Raw genomic sequence first — 16,153 nt, 5'->3', positions numbered from 1 at the left:
GTTAATGTTGTGTTACATTTTAGAGCTTCATAAACGGAGACAGATCCCCGGCAGCGGCGGCTTTCAGCAGTAATGCCTGCCAAACGTTTATAAAGGCAACGTCACGGCTGGTTTCTGCACGATTGAGTACGTATAAAGCCTGAGTGATGTCTACGATATTGCTGAGTCCGTTCTTATACAACACACTTTTCTGCAAATAAGCATCAGACGCAGATTGTACCTGAATAGGCGCCTCGCGGAAATTGGAAACAGCGTTTCTTATCTTATTTTCGGATAGAATCAGCTGATTTTTAATCTGATTATCGATAACACCATACTCTTCCTGCAAGGCATTTGACACAAATTTTTGCGCCATGACCTGTTGCCTTACGCGTAAAACACTTGTCATGTTCCAGGTTGCCCCTATGCCCAAAAGGTAGTTTGCTCTTACAGGTTTTATACCTTCGAAATAATTCTGCGTGTAGGCGTGCTGATTGGTAGCATAACTTGCAGAAAAACCTGCGCCACGTCCCTGGAAAACACCAAAGAGAGATAAGGTAGGAGCGCTTAATGTTTGAAAATACTTAGCTTGTTGGTTGCTCACGGCAATCCTTTGACTGTAATACTGTAAAAGCGGGTGATTAGAAATTGCTGCCGTATCATCAAGTAATTCCGGTATTTGCTTTATGAACAACGAGTCAAGATTGAACTGCTGGTTTGTAACGCCCATGAGCTGGGCCAGCTTGTTGGCTTGCTCCTGCTCATAATCACGGGCCTGGGTGATGGATATTTTTGCGTTAGATACCTCTGCATTAGCCAGAGATGAATCTACTCCCGGTATCAGGCCGTTTTTAGCTCTGGTGACCACCACGTTTTTCAATGCCTGTGCCCTTTGCAGGTTACTTTCCCATGACCTAATTAATCTCTGAGCTGCAAGCAGATTAAGGTATGCACCTGCAACTCTGACCCCATGCTGGAATTGTTCCTGTTGTAAATCGCTCTCATCCCGTAAAACCATTGATTCCGATACCTTGATTTTCTCGCGAGCACGACCAAAGGCAAAAAAGTCCCAGTTCACATTGGTGAGATACAGCGCACCAAATGCTGAATTCCAGTTCTGATCCGGCAGGGGAAGTCCGGAAGATGCGACAGAAAGCCCCATGCCATACAATGGACCGTTTTGTCCGTTGATGGTGCCGTAGTCCTGTTGAAGGGAGAGATTTAAATTGGGTAAATAATCTCTTTTGCTCTGTATAACAGTCGATTTTGAAGCATTTACATAATTTGCCTTTGCTTTAATAATTCCATAATTTGTTTGGGCAGTACTAATGGCATCCTGAATTGTCAGGGATTGCGCATGCGTAACAAAAGGAAATAAATAAAGAAGGCTCAGCAACCCGGCCACGCTAAGAAAGCCTTGTTTGTGCATATTCTGAAATAATTACGAATACAATGAATTATTAAATGTCAAGAAGATAGTGTGGTTTTATATTTGTCGGTTTTGCTATTTTGAAACAGAACCTGCGGTTTTGCAAAATTATACTTGTAACTGGTAGTAATATGTATGGTTTTCAAACAAAAAACTATAAAATTCAAACAATCATATTTTGTACGTTTCCCGGTATGATTTTGGGGTGATTCCTGTTTGTTTTTTGAAGATGTTGTTAAAATAGGCGGCATATTCAAAGCCCAGGCAATAGGCGACTTCTGTTATACTCCAGTTCGATTGGCGCAAAAGCACCTTCGAATGTTGCATTACTTTTTCTGTAATGTGTTCGGTTGTAGTCCTTCCGGTTACTTCTTTTAAAGCCCTGTTGAGGTGGTTTACATGGACAGACAGTTTTGCTGCATAATCACCCGCAGTTTTTAGTCGAAGTTTATGCTCAGGGGAGTCTATTGGAAATTGTCTGTCAAGCAATTCAAGAAAAAGGGAGGTTAGTCTGGCAGAACCGTCCATGTGCACGTCATTTGCGTGGCCGGGTTCCATTTTCATTGCTTCATGAATAACGAGCTCAAGATAGCTTCTGATAAGCGCGTACTTATGCACATAACCGGAATCCAATTCGGCAGACATCTTTTTAAATAATGTCAACAACTCTCTTTCCTGCATGTCGCTTACGAAAAGCACAGTAATCGAATCACCTCTAAAAACAGGGTATTCGGTCGCATTTTTGAACAGGCTGCCGCTGCGGATAAATTCTTCTGTAAAAAGGCAAAAGTAACCAGTTTGCTCTTCGGATATTGCCTGCCAGGAGTAGGGGACATTACGATTAAAAAATACCAGAGCGTTCTGGTTTATATCAATTTCCTGATCACCATAAAAAAGCTTCCCCTTGCCAAGCAGAAGGGAAATTTTATAAAAATCACGTCGACTATACGAGGTGTAGCGGTTACAAAATTCTCTTGAAAAAACGTTGAAGTGACCGTGCTCCCTGTTACTCAGGTCGGGAAGCTGCGTGAGGCTTTTGGCTGCCGGATGTGTCCGGTAGAAATCTTCTAATGTTTCATTGGTGCCCATTTTATAAAACTATGAAATTCAAATATTGGCAGCAAATACGGATCATTAAAAACGTGTTAAATCGGCTAATCTCTTTTCTGGATGATAGTAATTCTTGCTTAAAACAAAAAGACCGGCACGTGATGTGCCGGTCTTTGTTAACTTGGTTACTTGTCAGATTAGTCGATCGTTGGCAGCGTAGTGCTGTCCTTTGGATTGTAGTAATCTGCAACTTCCGTGTTTGGCTTCGAGACAGTTCCAGTCTGAGGTGTTTTGTAATTACGTGGTGAAACCAGCGGATTAATGTCAACACCTTCTTTCTGATACGTCTTCACAACTACAAGACTGGCAGGACGTGGAGCGTACTTTGGCGTACTGCTCACACTTTTTCCTCTGTTTTGTCTTTTGTAATAGCCTTCCACAGTATTCATGTTGGCTACTCTGACTGACTTATCTTCCTGAACAGTTTTAGCTTTCGCTGCTTTGTTAGGATGCTTGTAATTATGAACTGAAACGCCTGGATCTACAATTGACTGTGCACTTACTGCAACTGTTCCAAAAACGGCTAATATGATTGCTGAGACAAATTTCGACTTTATCATGATCTATGAGTCTTTTCTTGAACATTAAAATTAAATCCTGTTTTCAGGATGTATGCAAGAAACAACTTTTTCCCAGATCACCAAAATGTCCTAAATTGCATGAAAATGTTATAGTTTTCGGTTTGTAGTTCTGAATTTCACCTGTAAAACGTCAATTTTTTAAAATTGAATAAAATCGGCTTTGATTTTTGCTTGGTATTACTGAAAAAGTAGCAAAAGAGCGTTCTTTAGATTTAAAATGCAGATGAAAGAAAATTTAAATTTTAATTACTTTCTATTTTCTTTCTAATCACTTCTTAATATTTGGGCGAATTCGGGATTATTATTTCAATAGTGCATAGGCCGAAGTTCTGATCCCGCTGCATATTCTTTCAATGGGTAAGTCGTTCGAATCTTCACCAAATGGATCCTCAATTTCTTCTGCGATTACTTCAAGACTAGCCAGGATGTAGAACACAAACATGACAAAAGGTATAATCAAAAAATGAAGGCTGAAAACGTATCCGATGGGTAAAGTGAGGCAGTATGAGAAAATGAATTTTTTAATAAAGGAGCTGTACGACAAAGGAATCGGGGTATTCTTAATTCTTTCGCATGCCCCACAGATGTTGGTAAAGGATTCGAGTTCGCTATTTAGCAAGATCACGTGTTCAGGAAGCAATACACCTCTGCGCTGCAGGTCAACCGTTTTTGAAAAGATTGCCGCTGCAATTTGGTTCGGAACGTGATCTTCTATGTTTAGATCCGATCTTTTCATACAATAGGTGTCTTCAAACTCTGCCGACACATATTTGCCACGAAGGTGGTTTTTTAAAGAATAAGCATAATTGGGGATCATACTTTTATAAAAATCCCTTTCCGATTGATGCTCCTGACTCAGCAGTGCGCTTATTTTTAGGGCCAGGTTGCGGCTGTTGTTCATGAGCATGCCCCACTGTTTCCTGCCTTCCCACCAGCGATCGTAGGCAGTGTTGGTTCGGAATACAAGCAGCATTGATATCACGAATCCCAACAGGGAATGCATGATCGATATATTTTTAAGATCCGTTCCGTCGCTTAACTTAAAATAAATCAGCAGGAGGTAGGCCACCAGGCTGGAGTATACGCCAATGGCGATCATCAGCGGGAATAGCTTGCGAAATGTATCGCCCTTCTGGAAATAGAATATATACTTAAACCACTCCTTCGGATTGTAATCGATCATACAAGTTTAACTTTGTCAATAAGTTTAAAAAACTCCTTGAAGCATTTCGCAGTAAGCTGGGCATCTTCCAGTGCATTGTGTGTATCTTCCTCACGTTCAAAGCCGAAATAAGTAGCCACTGATCCCAGGCTCAGGGAGCGGGGAACGGTTTTACCGCTTTTTTCGAGGATTTGAAAGAAAAGATAAGATACCGTGTGCAAGTCCAACATCTTGTTGGAATAGGGCCATTTCATTTTTTCATTCCTATATGCAAACCTCAGAAAGTTAATATCGTTGATAACACTTTGTCCGCAAAGGATCACATTGGAAAGGTTCGGCTTGCCACTGTTGAGTTTCTTAATCCATTTTTCGAACTCTGGTATAACATCGTAAATCATGGGAGCGTCTTCCAGATCATCCAGCGACAATCCGTGTATCTCTTCGGATTTGACAGAGAAGGCTTCCTCGTTTTCCGGATACACATTTTGTAAATAAGTGCCTAGTGAGCGCCATTGATCGTCGAACAATTCTGCACCAAGCTGTATAATTTCATTCCAACCCGGCTCCGGGCCGGTCATTTCAATATCCAGTACGAGGAAAGCCATTAATTTATGAATATGTTATAAAATGGAAATGAATTGGTGTTATCGAACCTCAATCCTATACTTTTGTTGTAAAAGTAAAAAACAATGTGTTTTGCTGTCGTCTCATCATTCTATTTATTTGAAAAATGCCAGTTGATTACAACCAAATACCATCTCCTTGTTTTGTTTTGCAGGAAGAGTTGCTTAGAAAAAATCTGGAACTGATTGATTCTGTTCAAAAACAAGCGGGCTGTACCATTATTTTGGCATTGAAAGGATTTTCAATGTACAGTGCTTTTCCCATTGTGAAAGAATATCTGCGGGGTGCCACAGCAAGCTCGTTGAACGAAATAAAGCTGATCAACGATTTTATGGGATATCAGGCCCATACTTATATGCCAGCTTATCTCGACCAGGAATTTGCAGAAGTATTGGAAAGAAGCAGCCACATCACTTTTAACTCTCTCAGCCAGTGGGAGCGTTTCAGCGAACGCGTTACTCAGTTCAAAGCAAGTAATCCTGACCATGCCTTGTCGTGCGGAATTCGCGTAAATCCTCAATATTCCGAGGTTTCAACTGACATGTATAACCCATGTGTGCCTGGATCACGGCTGGGAGTTACGCGTGACAAACTACCTGATATTTTGCCGGAGGGTGTGGAGGGAATTCACTTTCATACATTGTGTGAAAATGGCTCCGATACCCTTGAACGGACGCTTGCTGCCCTTGAAGAACGTTTTGGCGATCTTTTACATCAGGCCAAATGGCTTAACATGGGAGGTGGCCACCTGATGACAAGGGGGGGGTACGATATTGAAAAACTAATAAATTTAGTTGAAGCAATTAAAGCAAAGTACAATCTGGATGTTATTCTCGAACCTGGATCTGCGATTGCCTGGCGTACAGGAGAGCTTGTAACTACCGTTCTGGATGTGATGGACAGTCAGGGAATTGATGTCGCTATTCTGGATACATCCTTTGCCGCCCACATGCCCGACACACTGGAAATGCCTTACAAGCCTGCCATCGTTGGTGCTGATATGGAGGCTGTTTCAGGAAAACCAACCTACCGGATGGGTGGTATGACCTGCCTTGCAGGAGACTTTATTGGAGACTATTCCTTTGATTCTCCATTAAAGGCTGGCGACAGAATCGTGTTTGAAGACATGATTCACTATACGATGGTTAAAACGACTACTTTTAATGGTGTTAACTTGCCTTCCATTGGTATGTGGACAAAGAACCAGGAATTCAGGCTGATTCGTAGCTTTGGGTATGAAAGCTTTAAAGACAGGCTTTCTTAGTAAGATTCCGATTTCCTGATTTTTGAAATATATATTTTAAGTTTTACACAGGGTGCATTTATTTAAGCTTGACTAACTCCATTCAGGAAGTAAAATACTTAGAGAGCATTACCTTTTGTGATTACTGCGAATGGAGAATTGCGATTTTGACATTAAAACTATGTTGCAGTTTCAGTTGGTTTTTTGACATACAAAAGAATCAGTAGTCAACAAAGTTGCTTCTGCATTCTTTTCAACAGTTGTGGTGTGAGCGTTTTGTAGTGCGCTCCTTAGCAAATAGAATGTATCTACCAAATGCCATCTTTTAGCAAGCCCCACAATTCTCAATTTAATAGTATTTATATCGTATTGATTAGTATTAATCCAATCATGTTTACCCATTAAAAAAATAATTTAAGATGTTAACCGCATAGACTCACAATTCTTTAAGTTGGTATCTGTAAATATTTAAGTAGGAGCGGATAAAAGTCTTTCGTTTTTTCCTGTACCTTTGTATCCCGTAATCATAGAAAAAAAGCAACGTCTCATGGCTTCTAAAGCACGAAAGACCGCTAAGTACATTTTCGTTACGGGCGGTGTAACATCTTCACTTGGCAAAGGAATAATTGCCTCCTCATTGGCTAAATTGCTGCAAGCCAGAGGCCTATCAGTCACAATACAGAAATTTGACCCATACCTGAATATTGATCCAGGCACGATGAATCCTTATGAGCATGGCGAATGTTACGTAACGGACGACGGTGCAGAAACAGATCTTGACCTGGGACATTATGAGCGTTTTTTAAATGTGCGTACTTCACAGGCAAACAACGTAACAACAGGACGGGTTTATCACAATGTGATTACAGCGGAAAGACGTGGTGATTTTCTTGGAAAAACGGTACAGGTTGTTCCGCACATCACCGACGAGCTTAAAAGAAATATGTTGTTGCTGGGTCAAACCGGAGATTATGATATCGTTATCACTGAAATTGGTGGTTGCGTAGGGGACATTGAATCGCTTCCGTTTTTAGAGGCGGTACGTCAGGTGAAATTTGAAATGGAAGAAAAGGACACGCTTGTGATCCATCTTACATTGATCCCATATCTGAATTCAGCGGGAGAGTTAAAAACAAAACCAACTCAGCACTCCGTTCGTATGCTTCAGGAGGCAGGTATTCAGCCTGACATTCTTGTCTGCCGCACAGAACATCCTTTGCCTTATGACATTCGTAAAAAAATTGCGTTGTTCTGTAACGTTCAGATCAATTCGGTAATTGAAGCAATGGACGCAGATACCATTTATGCTGTACCGTTGTTGATGTTGAAAGAAAGGCTGGATCAGCGTGCATTGTATATGCTTGACATTTATAATGACAAAGATCTGGATCTGGATGCATGGAAGACGTTTTTGTCAAGGTTGAAAAATCCTGTTGATTCTATCACCATTGGTTTGGTAGGAAAATACGTGGAGTTGCATGATGCATACAAGTCAATTGTTGAGTCGTTTATTCATGCAGGTGCAGCAAATGAGTGTAAGGTTAATATCGAATGGATTCATTCTGAAAGTCTGACAGAATCGAACGTACTTCAGAAACTGGAAAACCTGGATGGTGTTTTGGTTGCTCCTGGTTTTGGTGAAAGAGGTATCGATGGCAAAATTGCTGCTATACAATACGTACGCGAAAACAATATTCCATTCTTTGGTATTTGTTTGGGTATGCAAATGGCTGTAATTGAATATGCAAGAAACGTAATTGGCTGGGATACTGCACATTCTGTTGAAATGGATGCTGCAACGGAATATCCGGTAATACATTTAATGCAGGATCAGAAAGATGTTTCCAACAAAGGAGGAACGATGCGTTTGGGATCTTATCCATGCAAAATCAAAAAAGACTCACTTGCCAACCGCATTTATGGTAAGGTCAACATCAAAGAAAGACACCGTCACCGGTACGAATTCAACAATGCGTATCTGAAAAACTTTGAAGAAAAAGGTTTACTCGCAACGGGTATCAATCCGGATAACAATCTTGTTGAAATGGTTGAGGTTCCTTCGCATCCTTTCTACATGGGCGTTCAATTTCACCCTGAACTAAAAAGTACGGTAATGAACCCGCATCCTCTGTTTGTCAATTTCGTGAAGGCAGCATTGGTTTATTCTCAGGAAAAGAGGTCAGTTATTTCCTGAATGAGGTAGTAATCGACTGTTTATAAACAGCCAATCAGGAAAATCTTATTACCTTTGCCCTCCGAAAAAGGGTTTACTATTTCAATAATTTAAAGTTTAGAATGGATAAAAATTTTATAATCGGCTTGGTACTCATCATGCTAATGCTGATAGGCTATCAGATGCTGGTTCCAAAACCTGTGGAGCCAACACCGATAGAGCAGGTTAAAACCGAAACAAAAAATAACTCAGTTGCTAGTACAGCTGCTCCCGATACAACTGCTTTACAGTTAAATACAACAGATTCCAGTTCAGTAGCAGAGGTTGCTCCAAAAGAAATTGTTTTTGAAACTCAGGATGCCCGCATTGTTTTTACCAACAAGGGGGGGATTATGAAGGAGGTGATGTTGAAAAAATACAAAACCTATGATCAAAAACCGCTTTATCTTATTGCTGAAAATCACAATAAATTCCAGATAGATTTCCCGACTCAAACAGGTGATGTAAGATTAACAGATCTTTATTTTACTACGGATGCTGAGGGAAAAACGCTTGCTGAGAAAGATTCTGCTGTTGTAACCTATCGTACGACACTGAAAAACAACCAGTTTGTAGAGCAAACCTACGTGGTTCGTGGTTCGGGCTATGTGATTGATTACGGTATCAAGTCGAACGGCGTGGGGCTTGCCAACAAATTCGTTCAGCTTGACTGGAAAAACGACCTTTTGCAGTTAGAAAATGACATGCATAAAAACCGTGAAGTAGTTACCATCAACTATTTCACAGATGAATTGAATAGCCTTTCTGCCAGTCCGACAGCCAATGAGCAGGCTCAGACAGCCGATCCGGTAAAATGGTTTACTATTAAACACAAGTATTTTCTTGCTGGTTTAATTGCTGATAAGCATCCGTTTTCAAATGTTGCACTGAAAGCAGATGTTAATCCTGCCGACTCGGTTGTCGTGAAAACCATGAATGTAGCAGCAGGCATTCCTTTGGCTGCTGTTCAAAAAGGAGAGGCGAACTATCAGTTTTACCTTGGACCTAACGAGTATCACGTAGTTGATAAAGTAAAAGCAGTAGACTTTGATCAGAACGTATATCTGGGATACGCATTTTTGAAACCGATCAACAAATTTGTGTTGGTACCGCTTTTCAACTTCCTGGAAAAATTCATTTCCAATTACGGGTTGTTGATCATCTGTCTGGTATTATTTGTTAAAACATTGCTGATGCCATTGACTTACAAGTCATACATGAGCATGGCAAAAATGAAAATGCTGGCACCGGAGCTGGAAGAAATTCGTCAGAAAAATCCTGATGATATGGCTAAACAACAGCAGGATCAAATGGCACTTTATCAGCAGGTAGGAGTGAGTCCGCTTAGTGGATGTATTCCGGTGCTGGCAACCATGCCGATTTTGTTTTCGTTGTTCTTTCTGTTCCCCAATTTGATTGAACTTCGCCAACAGCACTTTCTGTGGTCCAACGATTTGTCAACTTATGACTCGTTTATAAAACTGCCTTTCACAATTCCTTTCGGAGTAGGAAATCACATCAGTTTGTTTACCATCATGATGACGGTTTCCAGTATCGGATACGCTTACTACAACAACCAGATCACGCCAACTCAGCCTGGTCCTGTGAACATGAAAGTGTTGAGTTACATTATGCCTTTGATGTTCATGTTTGTTCTTAACTCATTTCCAGCCGGTTTGACGTTCTACTACTTTGTTTCCAACGTTGTGACGATTGCTCAGCAATTATTGATCAAGAAGTTTGTAAACGAAGACAAAATTCGCGCTATTCTGGATGAGAATCGTAAGAAAAACGCAAACGGAGAGAAAAAGCAGACCAAATTCCAGAAGTATCTTGAGAAATCTTTGCAAGCCGCAGAAGAGGCTAAAAAGAAACAGGCTGACCTGGAAAAGCGTGTGAAAAAGAAGTAATTACCTTAGTTAAATATATAAATGGGCAATGTTTCAGTTTAGAAACATTGCCCGTTCTTTTTTCGCTACGAACGGTTTTCGTAATTTGTCCGATCAAACGAGTAATATTTACACGCTAATGAAATTTAAGTTTTTAATAACATTCATATTCTCATGCTGCCTTGGTGGAGCGCTCCATGCTCAGAAAGCAACCCTTGCAGAAACAAAATATAAGGCAGGCGTTAACGATTACAGCCAACAGCGTTTTGCAGCGGCAATGGAGAAGCTGTCGCCTCTCACGATTGCAAATCCGGATGTTTCTTATGCAACCGTTGCGCCTTATGCACATTATTATTATTCTCTCTCTGCCTATCAGTTGAAACGATATCGCGAAAGCAAGCAGATGTTGCTGCAACTGGTGAGCAGATATCCCGGCTGGACAAAAATAAACGATGCTTACTACCTGCTTGGTGCTAACAATTTTGCGACGGGGCAGAACAAGGAAGCTATTGAGTTTCTATTAAAGATCAAAGATTCTTCTCTTGCCAAGGACGTACAAACATTGAAACAGTATCATTTAAGCCAATTGAATGATCAGGCCAAATTACGTGAAATACAGAAGTTGTATCCCAATGACAGAGATGTAGCAGTGGTGTTGGTTCAGATGATTGAGAACTCAAAATCATCTTCAAAAACGGACTTGCAATTTGCATCTCAGCTTGAAAAACAATTTAAAATCAGCAGAAGTGAAAAGGCCGCTGTGGTAGAAGATGCTCCCAAGACAACCATTCCGAAAAGCGATAATCAATTGAAGAAAGGTTATTTCGATGTGTCTGTATTGCTGCCATTCAGGTTAGATGAATTTAGCACTTCTAAACGTAGAAGTAATCAGTTTGCCTACGACTATTACCTGGGGATGACTTTGGCAAAGGAAAAATTACGCAGCGAGGGAATCAATGTGAACCTCTGGGCTTACGATATCAGTAATGATCCCAAACCAATGAATGACGTTGTGTCAAATAATGCATTTCAAAAGTCGGATTTGGTTATCGGACCTCTTTATTCGGGTACTTTTGATGTAGCTGCCGATGCTGTTTCAGGATCCGGCATACTTATGCTGAATCCGTTATCGACAGACGCCGGTTTGATGAAAGCCGGGTCGAATATCTATCTCGCTCACCCAGGTATTCCTTATCAGATACAACGCGCGGCGCAATGGATGAAGGTAGCAGCTCCCGGCCAACAGGCGGCTGTATATTATGGCAGCGCGGCCAAAGACTCTATGATGGCATTTTCTTATGCAGAAGAATGGAAAGCCAAGGGAGGCAAGGTGATCGAAATGTTGAAAATAAGAGCGGAGCGCGAATGGCTGGAATCAAAAATCGGTACTTTCGAGGTAAACAAGCCATCTCATATTGCATTGTTTTCAACTGATGTCAATACAGGTTCAATTCTGATTGATGTAATCAACGGACGAAAATTACTCACTACGCCTATCATAGCCACATCGACAAGTTTTAATATGCAGCAGTCGCGGGTTGCGAAATACGGTGCGCGGTTATACTTAATTGAAACGGATTATGTAGACCGTCATAAAGAAGGTATCCGTGAGTTTCAGAAAACTTATTGGAACGCTACAAACACATTTCCTTCTGTATATTCTTATCAGGGATATGATCAGTTGCTGTTTTTTGGTCGCATACTGAATCAGTATAAAGATGACGTGCAACGAGGCATTCGATCCCAGAAGCATGTTGGAGAAGACTATCTTCTGTCAGGCTTTGATTTTACGAAATCCAATGATAACCAAATCTCCCCGGTTTTAAGATATAGCTCGGGAGGGAGATGGGTTCCGGTGAATTGAGGAATAAAGGAGTTAAGGTAGTGAAGGAGTTAAAGAAGTAAGTAGTTAGGGAGTTAAGAATGAAGAATTGAGAATGAAAAAATTAATCAAAGGTTAAACTAGCCTGAATGACTTAAATCCCTCAGCGCAGGGCAACACCCTGGGAGAATTGGATAGTATCGACCGACGAAGGAAAAATAACATATAATGAATATATCGACAAGTCAGGGGCTATTTGAAAAAGCCCAGAAATTTATACCCGGCGGAGTAAATTCTCCCGTACGTGCATTTCGCGCAGTAGGTGGTTCACCTGTTTTTATAAAATCTGCCAAAGGTCCTTATGTATATGATGAGGATGGCAATGAATATATTGAACTGATTAATTCCTGGGGGCCGATGATCCTCGGACATGCTCACGAACTGATTCAGAAAGCGGTATCAGATGCCATACAAAATTCATTTTCATTTGGTGCTCCTACGCGCAGAGAGGTTGAAATTGCCGAGCTAATCGTAAGTATGATGCCTTCGGTTGAAAAGGTTAGAATGGTCAATTCCGGTACAGAAGCGACGATGTCAGCGATCAGAGTGGCGAGAGGTTTCACAGGCCGCGATAAGATTATCAAATTTGAAGGTTGTTACCACGGGCATGGAGACAGTTTTCTGATAGCCGCCGGTAGTGGTGCTATCACCCACGGTTCACCGGATAGTCCGGGTGTAACGAAAGGTGTAGCCAACGATACGCTTACGGCACCATACAATGATCTGGAAGCAGTTCAGCGCTTGGTTGATGGAAATAAAAATCAGATTGCCGCGCTTATTCTGGAACCGGTTGTTGGCAACATGGGTTGTGTTTTGCCGGAAGATGGCTTTTTGCAGGGATTAAGAAAGATATGTGATGAAGAGGGGATTGTGCTCATATTTGATGAGGTGATGACCGGTTTTCGTCTGGCAAAAGGAGGAGCTCAGGAACGTTTCGGAATCACGCCTGACCTTACAACACTGGGTAAAATTATAGGAGGGGGAATGCCCGTTGGTGCTTATGGAGGCCGCGCGGAAATCATGAACTGGGTGTCGCCGCTGGGGCCGGTGTATCAGGCAGGAACGCTCTCGGGCAATCCGATTGCGATGGCCGCCGGACTTACCATGCTTACATATCTGAACGAACACCCGGAAGTGTACACACAACTGGAAACTTCGGGGAATAAATTAACGACAGGTTTCAAAAACTCGGTGACAAAATTAGGCCTTGATTACACGGTGAATCACATTGGCTCTATGTATACGCTGTTTTTTACTAATCAAAAGGTGACTGACTTCCCTTCCGCGAAGTCTTCTGACTTACCAGCATTCGGAAGATACTTCCACTCGATGCTGAATCAGGGAATTTATATGGGACCTTCTCAGTTCGAAAGTATGTTTTTGTCTACGGCATTAGAAGACTCGCATATCAACAGAATTATAGAAGCCAATGAAATTGCTCTGAAAGAAGCACTTAGCCTTTCTTAGTTATGAATACGGCAGCTGTGAGAAAATATTCGGTTATTATTCCTGTCTACAATCGTCCCGACGAGTTGAAGGAGTTATTGGGCTGTCTTGCTGTTCAGACTTTCACAAACTTTGAAGTAATTATCGTAGAGGACGGTTCAAAAGAAACGGCAGAGCATGTTGTTTCCTCATTTCAAAATGAGCTTGATATCCGTTATTTTTTTAAAATAAACGGCGGTCAGGGATTTGCCAGAAACCATGGTTTTGAGCGTGCATCTGGAGATTACTTCATTCTGCTCGACTCTGATGCTTTAATTGAGCCGGGCTATCTTACTATTGTGGATAGCCGGCTCAATTCGAGCTATATTGATTTGTATGGCGGACCCGATACGGATCACCCTTCATTTTCCCCGATTCAGAAAGCAATCAGCTATTCGATGACCTCCTTTTTTACAACCGGGGGCATTCGTGGGAAGAAGAATAACATGGGCGGAACCTTTCACCCCAGGAGTTTTAATATGGGGCTTTCCAGAAAAGTGTGGGAAGCGACAGGTGGTTTTTTGACCAGCAGAATGGGAGAGGATATCCTATTCAGTATTGCTGCAATTCGGCTTGGTTTCAAGTCAGCGTTAATTCCTGAGGCATTTATTTACCATAAAAGAAGAACAAAATTCGCCCAGTTTTACAAGCAGCTTAAATTTTTCGGAAGGGCGCGTATCAATATCGCACGCTTTTATCCTGATGAATTAAAGCTTGTTCACACATTTCCGCTTTTGTTCACTTTGGGTGTGTGTAGTATTCCATTCTGGTATTTTATATTCAAACCATTCTTTTACCTGGGACTGGCCGGATTAACGGTTTACGTTTTGCTGGTGTTTCTGGACGCAATGAAGACAACCGGAAGTTTGAAAGTAGCGATTCTGGGAGTTGCAGCGGCTTTCGTACAGCTTTTTGGATACGGAACCGGGTTTTTGCAGGAAGGATGGACGCGAATCTGGGAGAAAAAATCGCACAGGGAAACAGGTGCCGCGATTGAGTATCCTTCTTGAGAATGAAGAATGAAAAAATGAAGAATTGAGAGTGAAGAATTCCATGCTTCAACTCTTAATTCTTCATTATATTATTTTTTGCAAAAATAAACGATTTCTTCGCCCGGTAAAGCGTAACGTTTAACCTCTTCTTTTGAAAGTTCATCCATCACAAAACGATCTTCGATTACGGTGAATCCACCTTTTTCAAGTTCTCTGCCGTAGTTTCTTCCAAATAATCTCAGGTGGTCATTTTGAAGAAAATACTTTTCTCTTTCTTTCGGATCCGTGATCGTTGCGTCCTCGTATGTGGTTGCATATTTCATATCCTGAGGTGATTGAATCAACGCCCATCCTCCTGGTTTAAGAATACGGTGCAGCTCGCTCATTGCCAATATGTAGTCGTCTACGTGCTCCATTACGTGGTTGCAAAATGCCACATCGAAGGTATTGTCAGGGAAAGGGATTTGGTGAATGTCCATTTTTACCTTTGCCAGAGGTGATTCTATATCGCCGGTGATATAATCGAGATTGTCCATCTTTTCAAACCGATCGATGAAGCAATACTCTGGTGCTACATGAAGCACTTTAAGCTTGTCGGTGAAGAAGTTGGTTTTTCGTCTCAGATAAAGACCCATTAAACGGTGTCTTTCAAGAGAAAGGCAGCCCGGACAAAGTGCATTTTCACGGCTGCTGGTATTTCTTCCATAAGGTAGAAATTTCCGGTACTGGCTGTTACACACAGGACATTCTACTTTATTTCCCAGGTAGAAAATACTCAGAAAACGTGCTGCCCAATGACCCACCAATTGCAGGTAAGGACGGGGAATGTATCTTAAAACTAAACTTATGATGGCTTTCATTAAACCAATTGATTAAAAATTAATAATTTTAGGGTCATTTACAGGAAATAATAAAATAAATGATTCCATCGATAGATCCCAAACCACCAGGCAAAAAGCTTATAAAACGTATGTCAACACGTACAAAATGGATGATTCTTGCTCCATTTGGACTGTTGTTGTTCAGTTTTGGCCTTACTGTTCTCAGCGAAGCAGCGCATCAGCGTCGCATCGGAGAGCCTACGCAGGTATGGGTATTGTTGGGATTGTACAGTCTGATACTTATTAATGGCGGTCTGGTTCTTTTTGGCGAAGCTCTTCGCTTTCGAATTTTGCTGGATGTTCGCCGTGAAACCCGTCGCAGTATGCGGCAGCTTCTCCGTAAGGTAAACTCCAAGACAGTTCGTAAGTTACTCCCCGAAAAGAAAACAAAAAGCCCTACCAAAAGAGATTGACAGGGACTTGTTGGATAACATTGTATCGGAGAGGCTCTTAATTACTTCTTGTTAGCTTCAAACTGAGCTTTTATTGCCTCAACATCGACGTTCCGTACTTCTGGCTTACGTAAAAGGTTTTTAATTTTCGCGGTACGATTATTAGCTACTGCTTTATTTCTGCGACCTTTACGTTTTAATTCCGTAACTCCCATTTTAAAATTATTGTTTTGTGAAAGAGCCGCAAAATTAAGGATTTATGTGTAAATAATGAAGATAATAATCATAAATA

At 41.3% G+C, this 16,153-nt stretch carries 13 protein-coding genes; 7 read left to right on the top strand and 6 right to left on the bottom strand.

Features of this window, described 5'->3' with window-relative positions; translation table 11 throughout:
- Positions 1-19 precede the first annotated feature (19 nt).
- The 5 genes from LZG71_RS03400 to LZG71_RS03380 all read right to left on the bottom strand — a co-directional run bounded on the left by LZG71_RS03400 (position 20) and on the right by LZG71_RS03380 (position 4,866).
- Entirely contained in the window at positions 20-1,408 is a 1,389-nt protein-coding gene (locus tag LZG71_RS03400) for a TolC family protein (protein ID WP_233816986.1), read from the bottom strand.
- A 171-nt stretch (positions 1,409-1,579) separates the two neighbouring features.
- On the bottom strand, positions 1,580-2,497 hold the full coding sequence (locus LZG71_RS03395) for an AraC family transcriptional regulator (protein WP_233816984.1): 918 nt from the start codon (positions 2,495-2,497) through the stop codon (positions 1,580-1,582).
- A 158-nt stretch (positions 2,498-2,655) separates the two neighbouring features.
- Positions 2,656-3,078 carry a hypothetical protein gene (locus LZG71_RS03390; protein ID WP_233816982.1) on the bottom strand — a complete coding sequence of 141 codons (423 nt, stop codon included), beginning with the start codon at positions 3,076-3,078 and terminating at the stop codon, positions 2,656-2,658.
- Between the two features lie 322 nt (positions 3,079-3,400).
- Positions 3,401-4,282, bottom strand: a complete 882-nt coding sequence (locus LZG71_RS03385) for a bestrophin family protein (protein ID WP_233816980.1) — start codon at positions 4,280-4,282, stop codon at positions 3,401-3,403.
- Positions 4,279-4,866, bottom strand: coding sequence for a 3'-5' exonuclease (locus LZG71_RS03380; RefSeq protein ID WP_233816978.1), 588 nt, complete (start codon positions 4,864-4,866; stop codon positions 4,279-4,281). Before LZG71_RS03380 ends, LZG71_RS03385 begins: the two co-directional genes overlap by 4 nt.
- A 125-nt stretch (positions 4,867-4,991) precedes the next feature.
- Between LZG71_RS03380 and nspC the strand changes: the two genes are divergently transcribed.
- The 6 genes from nspC (at position 4,992) to LZG71_RS03350 (ending at position 14,606) form a co-directional block, all read left to right on the top strand.
- The gene (nspC, locus tag LZG71_RS03375; RefSeq protein WP_233816976.1) at positions 4,992-6,149 is read left to right on the top strand and encodes a carboxynorspermidine decarboxylase; all 1,158 of its coding nucleotides are present in this window, start codon (positions 4,992-4,994) and stop codon (positions 6,147-6,149) included.
- Positions 6,150-6,675: 526 nt separating this feature from the next.
- Entirely contained in the window at positions 6,676-8,322 is a 1,647-nt protein-coding gene (locus LZG71_RS03370; protein ID WP_233816974.1) for a CTP synthase, read from the top strand.
- Between the two features lie 101 nt (positions 8,323-8,423).
- Entirely contained in the window at positions 8,424-10,250 is a 1,827-nt protein-coding gene (gene yidC / locus LZG71_RS03365) for a membrane protein insertase YidC (protein ID WP_233816972.1), read from the top strand.
- 28 nt (positions 10,251-10,278) lie between these two features.
- Positions 10,279-12,093, top strand: a complete 1,815-nt coding sequence (locus tag LZG71_RS03360) for an ABC transporter substrate-binding protein (protein WP_233816970.1) — start codon at positions 10,279-10,281, stop codon at positions 12,091-12,093.
- Between the two features lie 186 nt (positions 12,094-12,279).
- On the top strand, positions 12,280-13,578 hold the full coding sequence (gene hemL, locus LZG71_RS03355; protein WP_233816968.1) for a glutamate-1-semialdehyde 2,1-aminomutase: 1,299 nt from the start codon (positions 12,280-12,282) through the stop codon (positions 13,576-13,578).
- A 2-nt stretch (positions 13,579-13,580) separates the two neighbouring features.
- On the top strand, positions 13,581-14,606 hold the full coding sequence (locus tag LZG71_RS03350; RefSeq protein ID WP_233816966.1) for a glycosyltransferase family 2 protein: 1,026 nt from the start codon (positions 13,581-13,583) through the stop codon (positions 14,604-14,606).
- A 71-nt stretch (positions 14,607-14,677) separates the two neighbouring features.
- On the opposite strand, the gene LZG71_RS03345 is transcribed toward LZG71_RS03350, so the two are convergent.
- Entirely contained in the window at positions 14,678-15,448 is a 771-nt protein-coding gene (locus LZG71_RS03345) for a class I SAM-dependent methyltransferase (RefSeq protein WP_233816965.1), read from the bottom strand.
- A gap of 110 nt (positions 15,449-15,558) precedes the next feature.
- On the opposite strand from LZG71_RS03345, the gene LZG71_RS03340 reads away from it, so the two are divergent.
- The gene (locus tag LZG71_RS03340; RefSeq protein ID WP_233816964.1) at positions 15,559-15,882 is read left to right on the top strand and encodes a hypothetical protein; all 324 of its coding nucleotides are present in this window, start codon (positions 15,559-15,561) and stop codon (positions 15,880-15,882) included.
- Positions 15,883-16,153: the final 271 nt, after the last annotated feature.

It is taken from the genome of Dyadobacter sp. CY312, from assembly GCF_021390535.1.
Classification (GTDB): Bacteria; Bacteroidota; Bacteroidia; order Cytophagales; family Spirosomataceae; genus Dyadobacter.
This window is presented reverse-complemented; position numbering and strand designations above follow the sequence as displayed.

Bases quoted from the DNA above. Each gene is read 5' to 3' on its own strand.
- LZG71_RS03345 (WP_233816965.1), bottom strand. From the start codon at position 15,448: ATGAAAGCCATCATAAGTTTAGTTTTAAGATACATTCCCCGTCCTTAC.
- LZG71_RS03370 (WP_233816974.1), top strand. From the start codon at position 6,676: ATGGCTTCTAAAGCACGAAAGACCGCTAAGTACATTTTCGTTACGGGC.
- LZG71_RS03390 (WP_233816982.1), bottom strand. From the start codon at position 3,078: ATGATAAAGTCGAAATTTGTCTCAGCAATCATATTAGCCGTTTTTGGA.
- LZG71_RS03360 (WP_233816970.1), top strand. From the start codon at position 10,279: ATGTTTCAGTTTAGAAACATTGCCCGTTCTTTTTTCGCTACGAACGGT.
- hemL (WP_233816968.1), top strand. From the start codon at position 12,280: ATGAATATATCGACAAGTCAGGGGCTATTTGAAAAAGCCCAGAAATTT.
- LZG71_RS03350 (WP_233816966.1), top strand. From the start codon at position 13,581: ATGAATACGGCAGCTGTGAGAAAATATTCGGTTATTATTCCTGTCTAC.
- LZG71_RS03400 (WP_233816986.1), bottom strand. From the start codon at position 1,408: ATGCACAAACAAGGCTTTCTTAGCGTGGCCGGGTTGCTGAGCCTTCTT.
- yidC (WP_233816972.1), top strand. From the start codon at position 8,424: ATGGATAAAAATTTTATAATCGGCTTGGTACTCATCATGCTAATGCTG.
- LZG71_RS03340 (WP_233816964.1), top strand. From the start codon at position 15,559: ATGTCAACACGTACAAAATGGATGATTCTTGCTCCATTTGGACTGTTG.
- LZG71_RS03380 (WP_233816978.1), bottom strand. From the start codon at position 4,866: ATGGCTTTCCTCGTACTGGATATTGAAATGACCGGCCCGGAGCCGGGT.
- LZG71_RS03385 (WP_233816980.1), bottom strand. From the start codon at position 4,282: ATGATCGATTACAATCCGAAGGAGTGGTTTAAGTATATATTCTATTTC.
- LZG71_RS03395 (WP_233816984.1), bottom strand. From the start codon at position 2,497: ATGGGCACCAATGAAACATTAGAAGATTTCTACCGGACACATCCGGCA.
- nspC (WP_233816976.1), top strand. From the start codon at position 4,992: ATGCCAGTTGATTACAACCAAATACCATCTCCTTGTTTTGTTTTGCAG.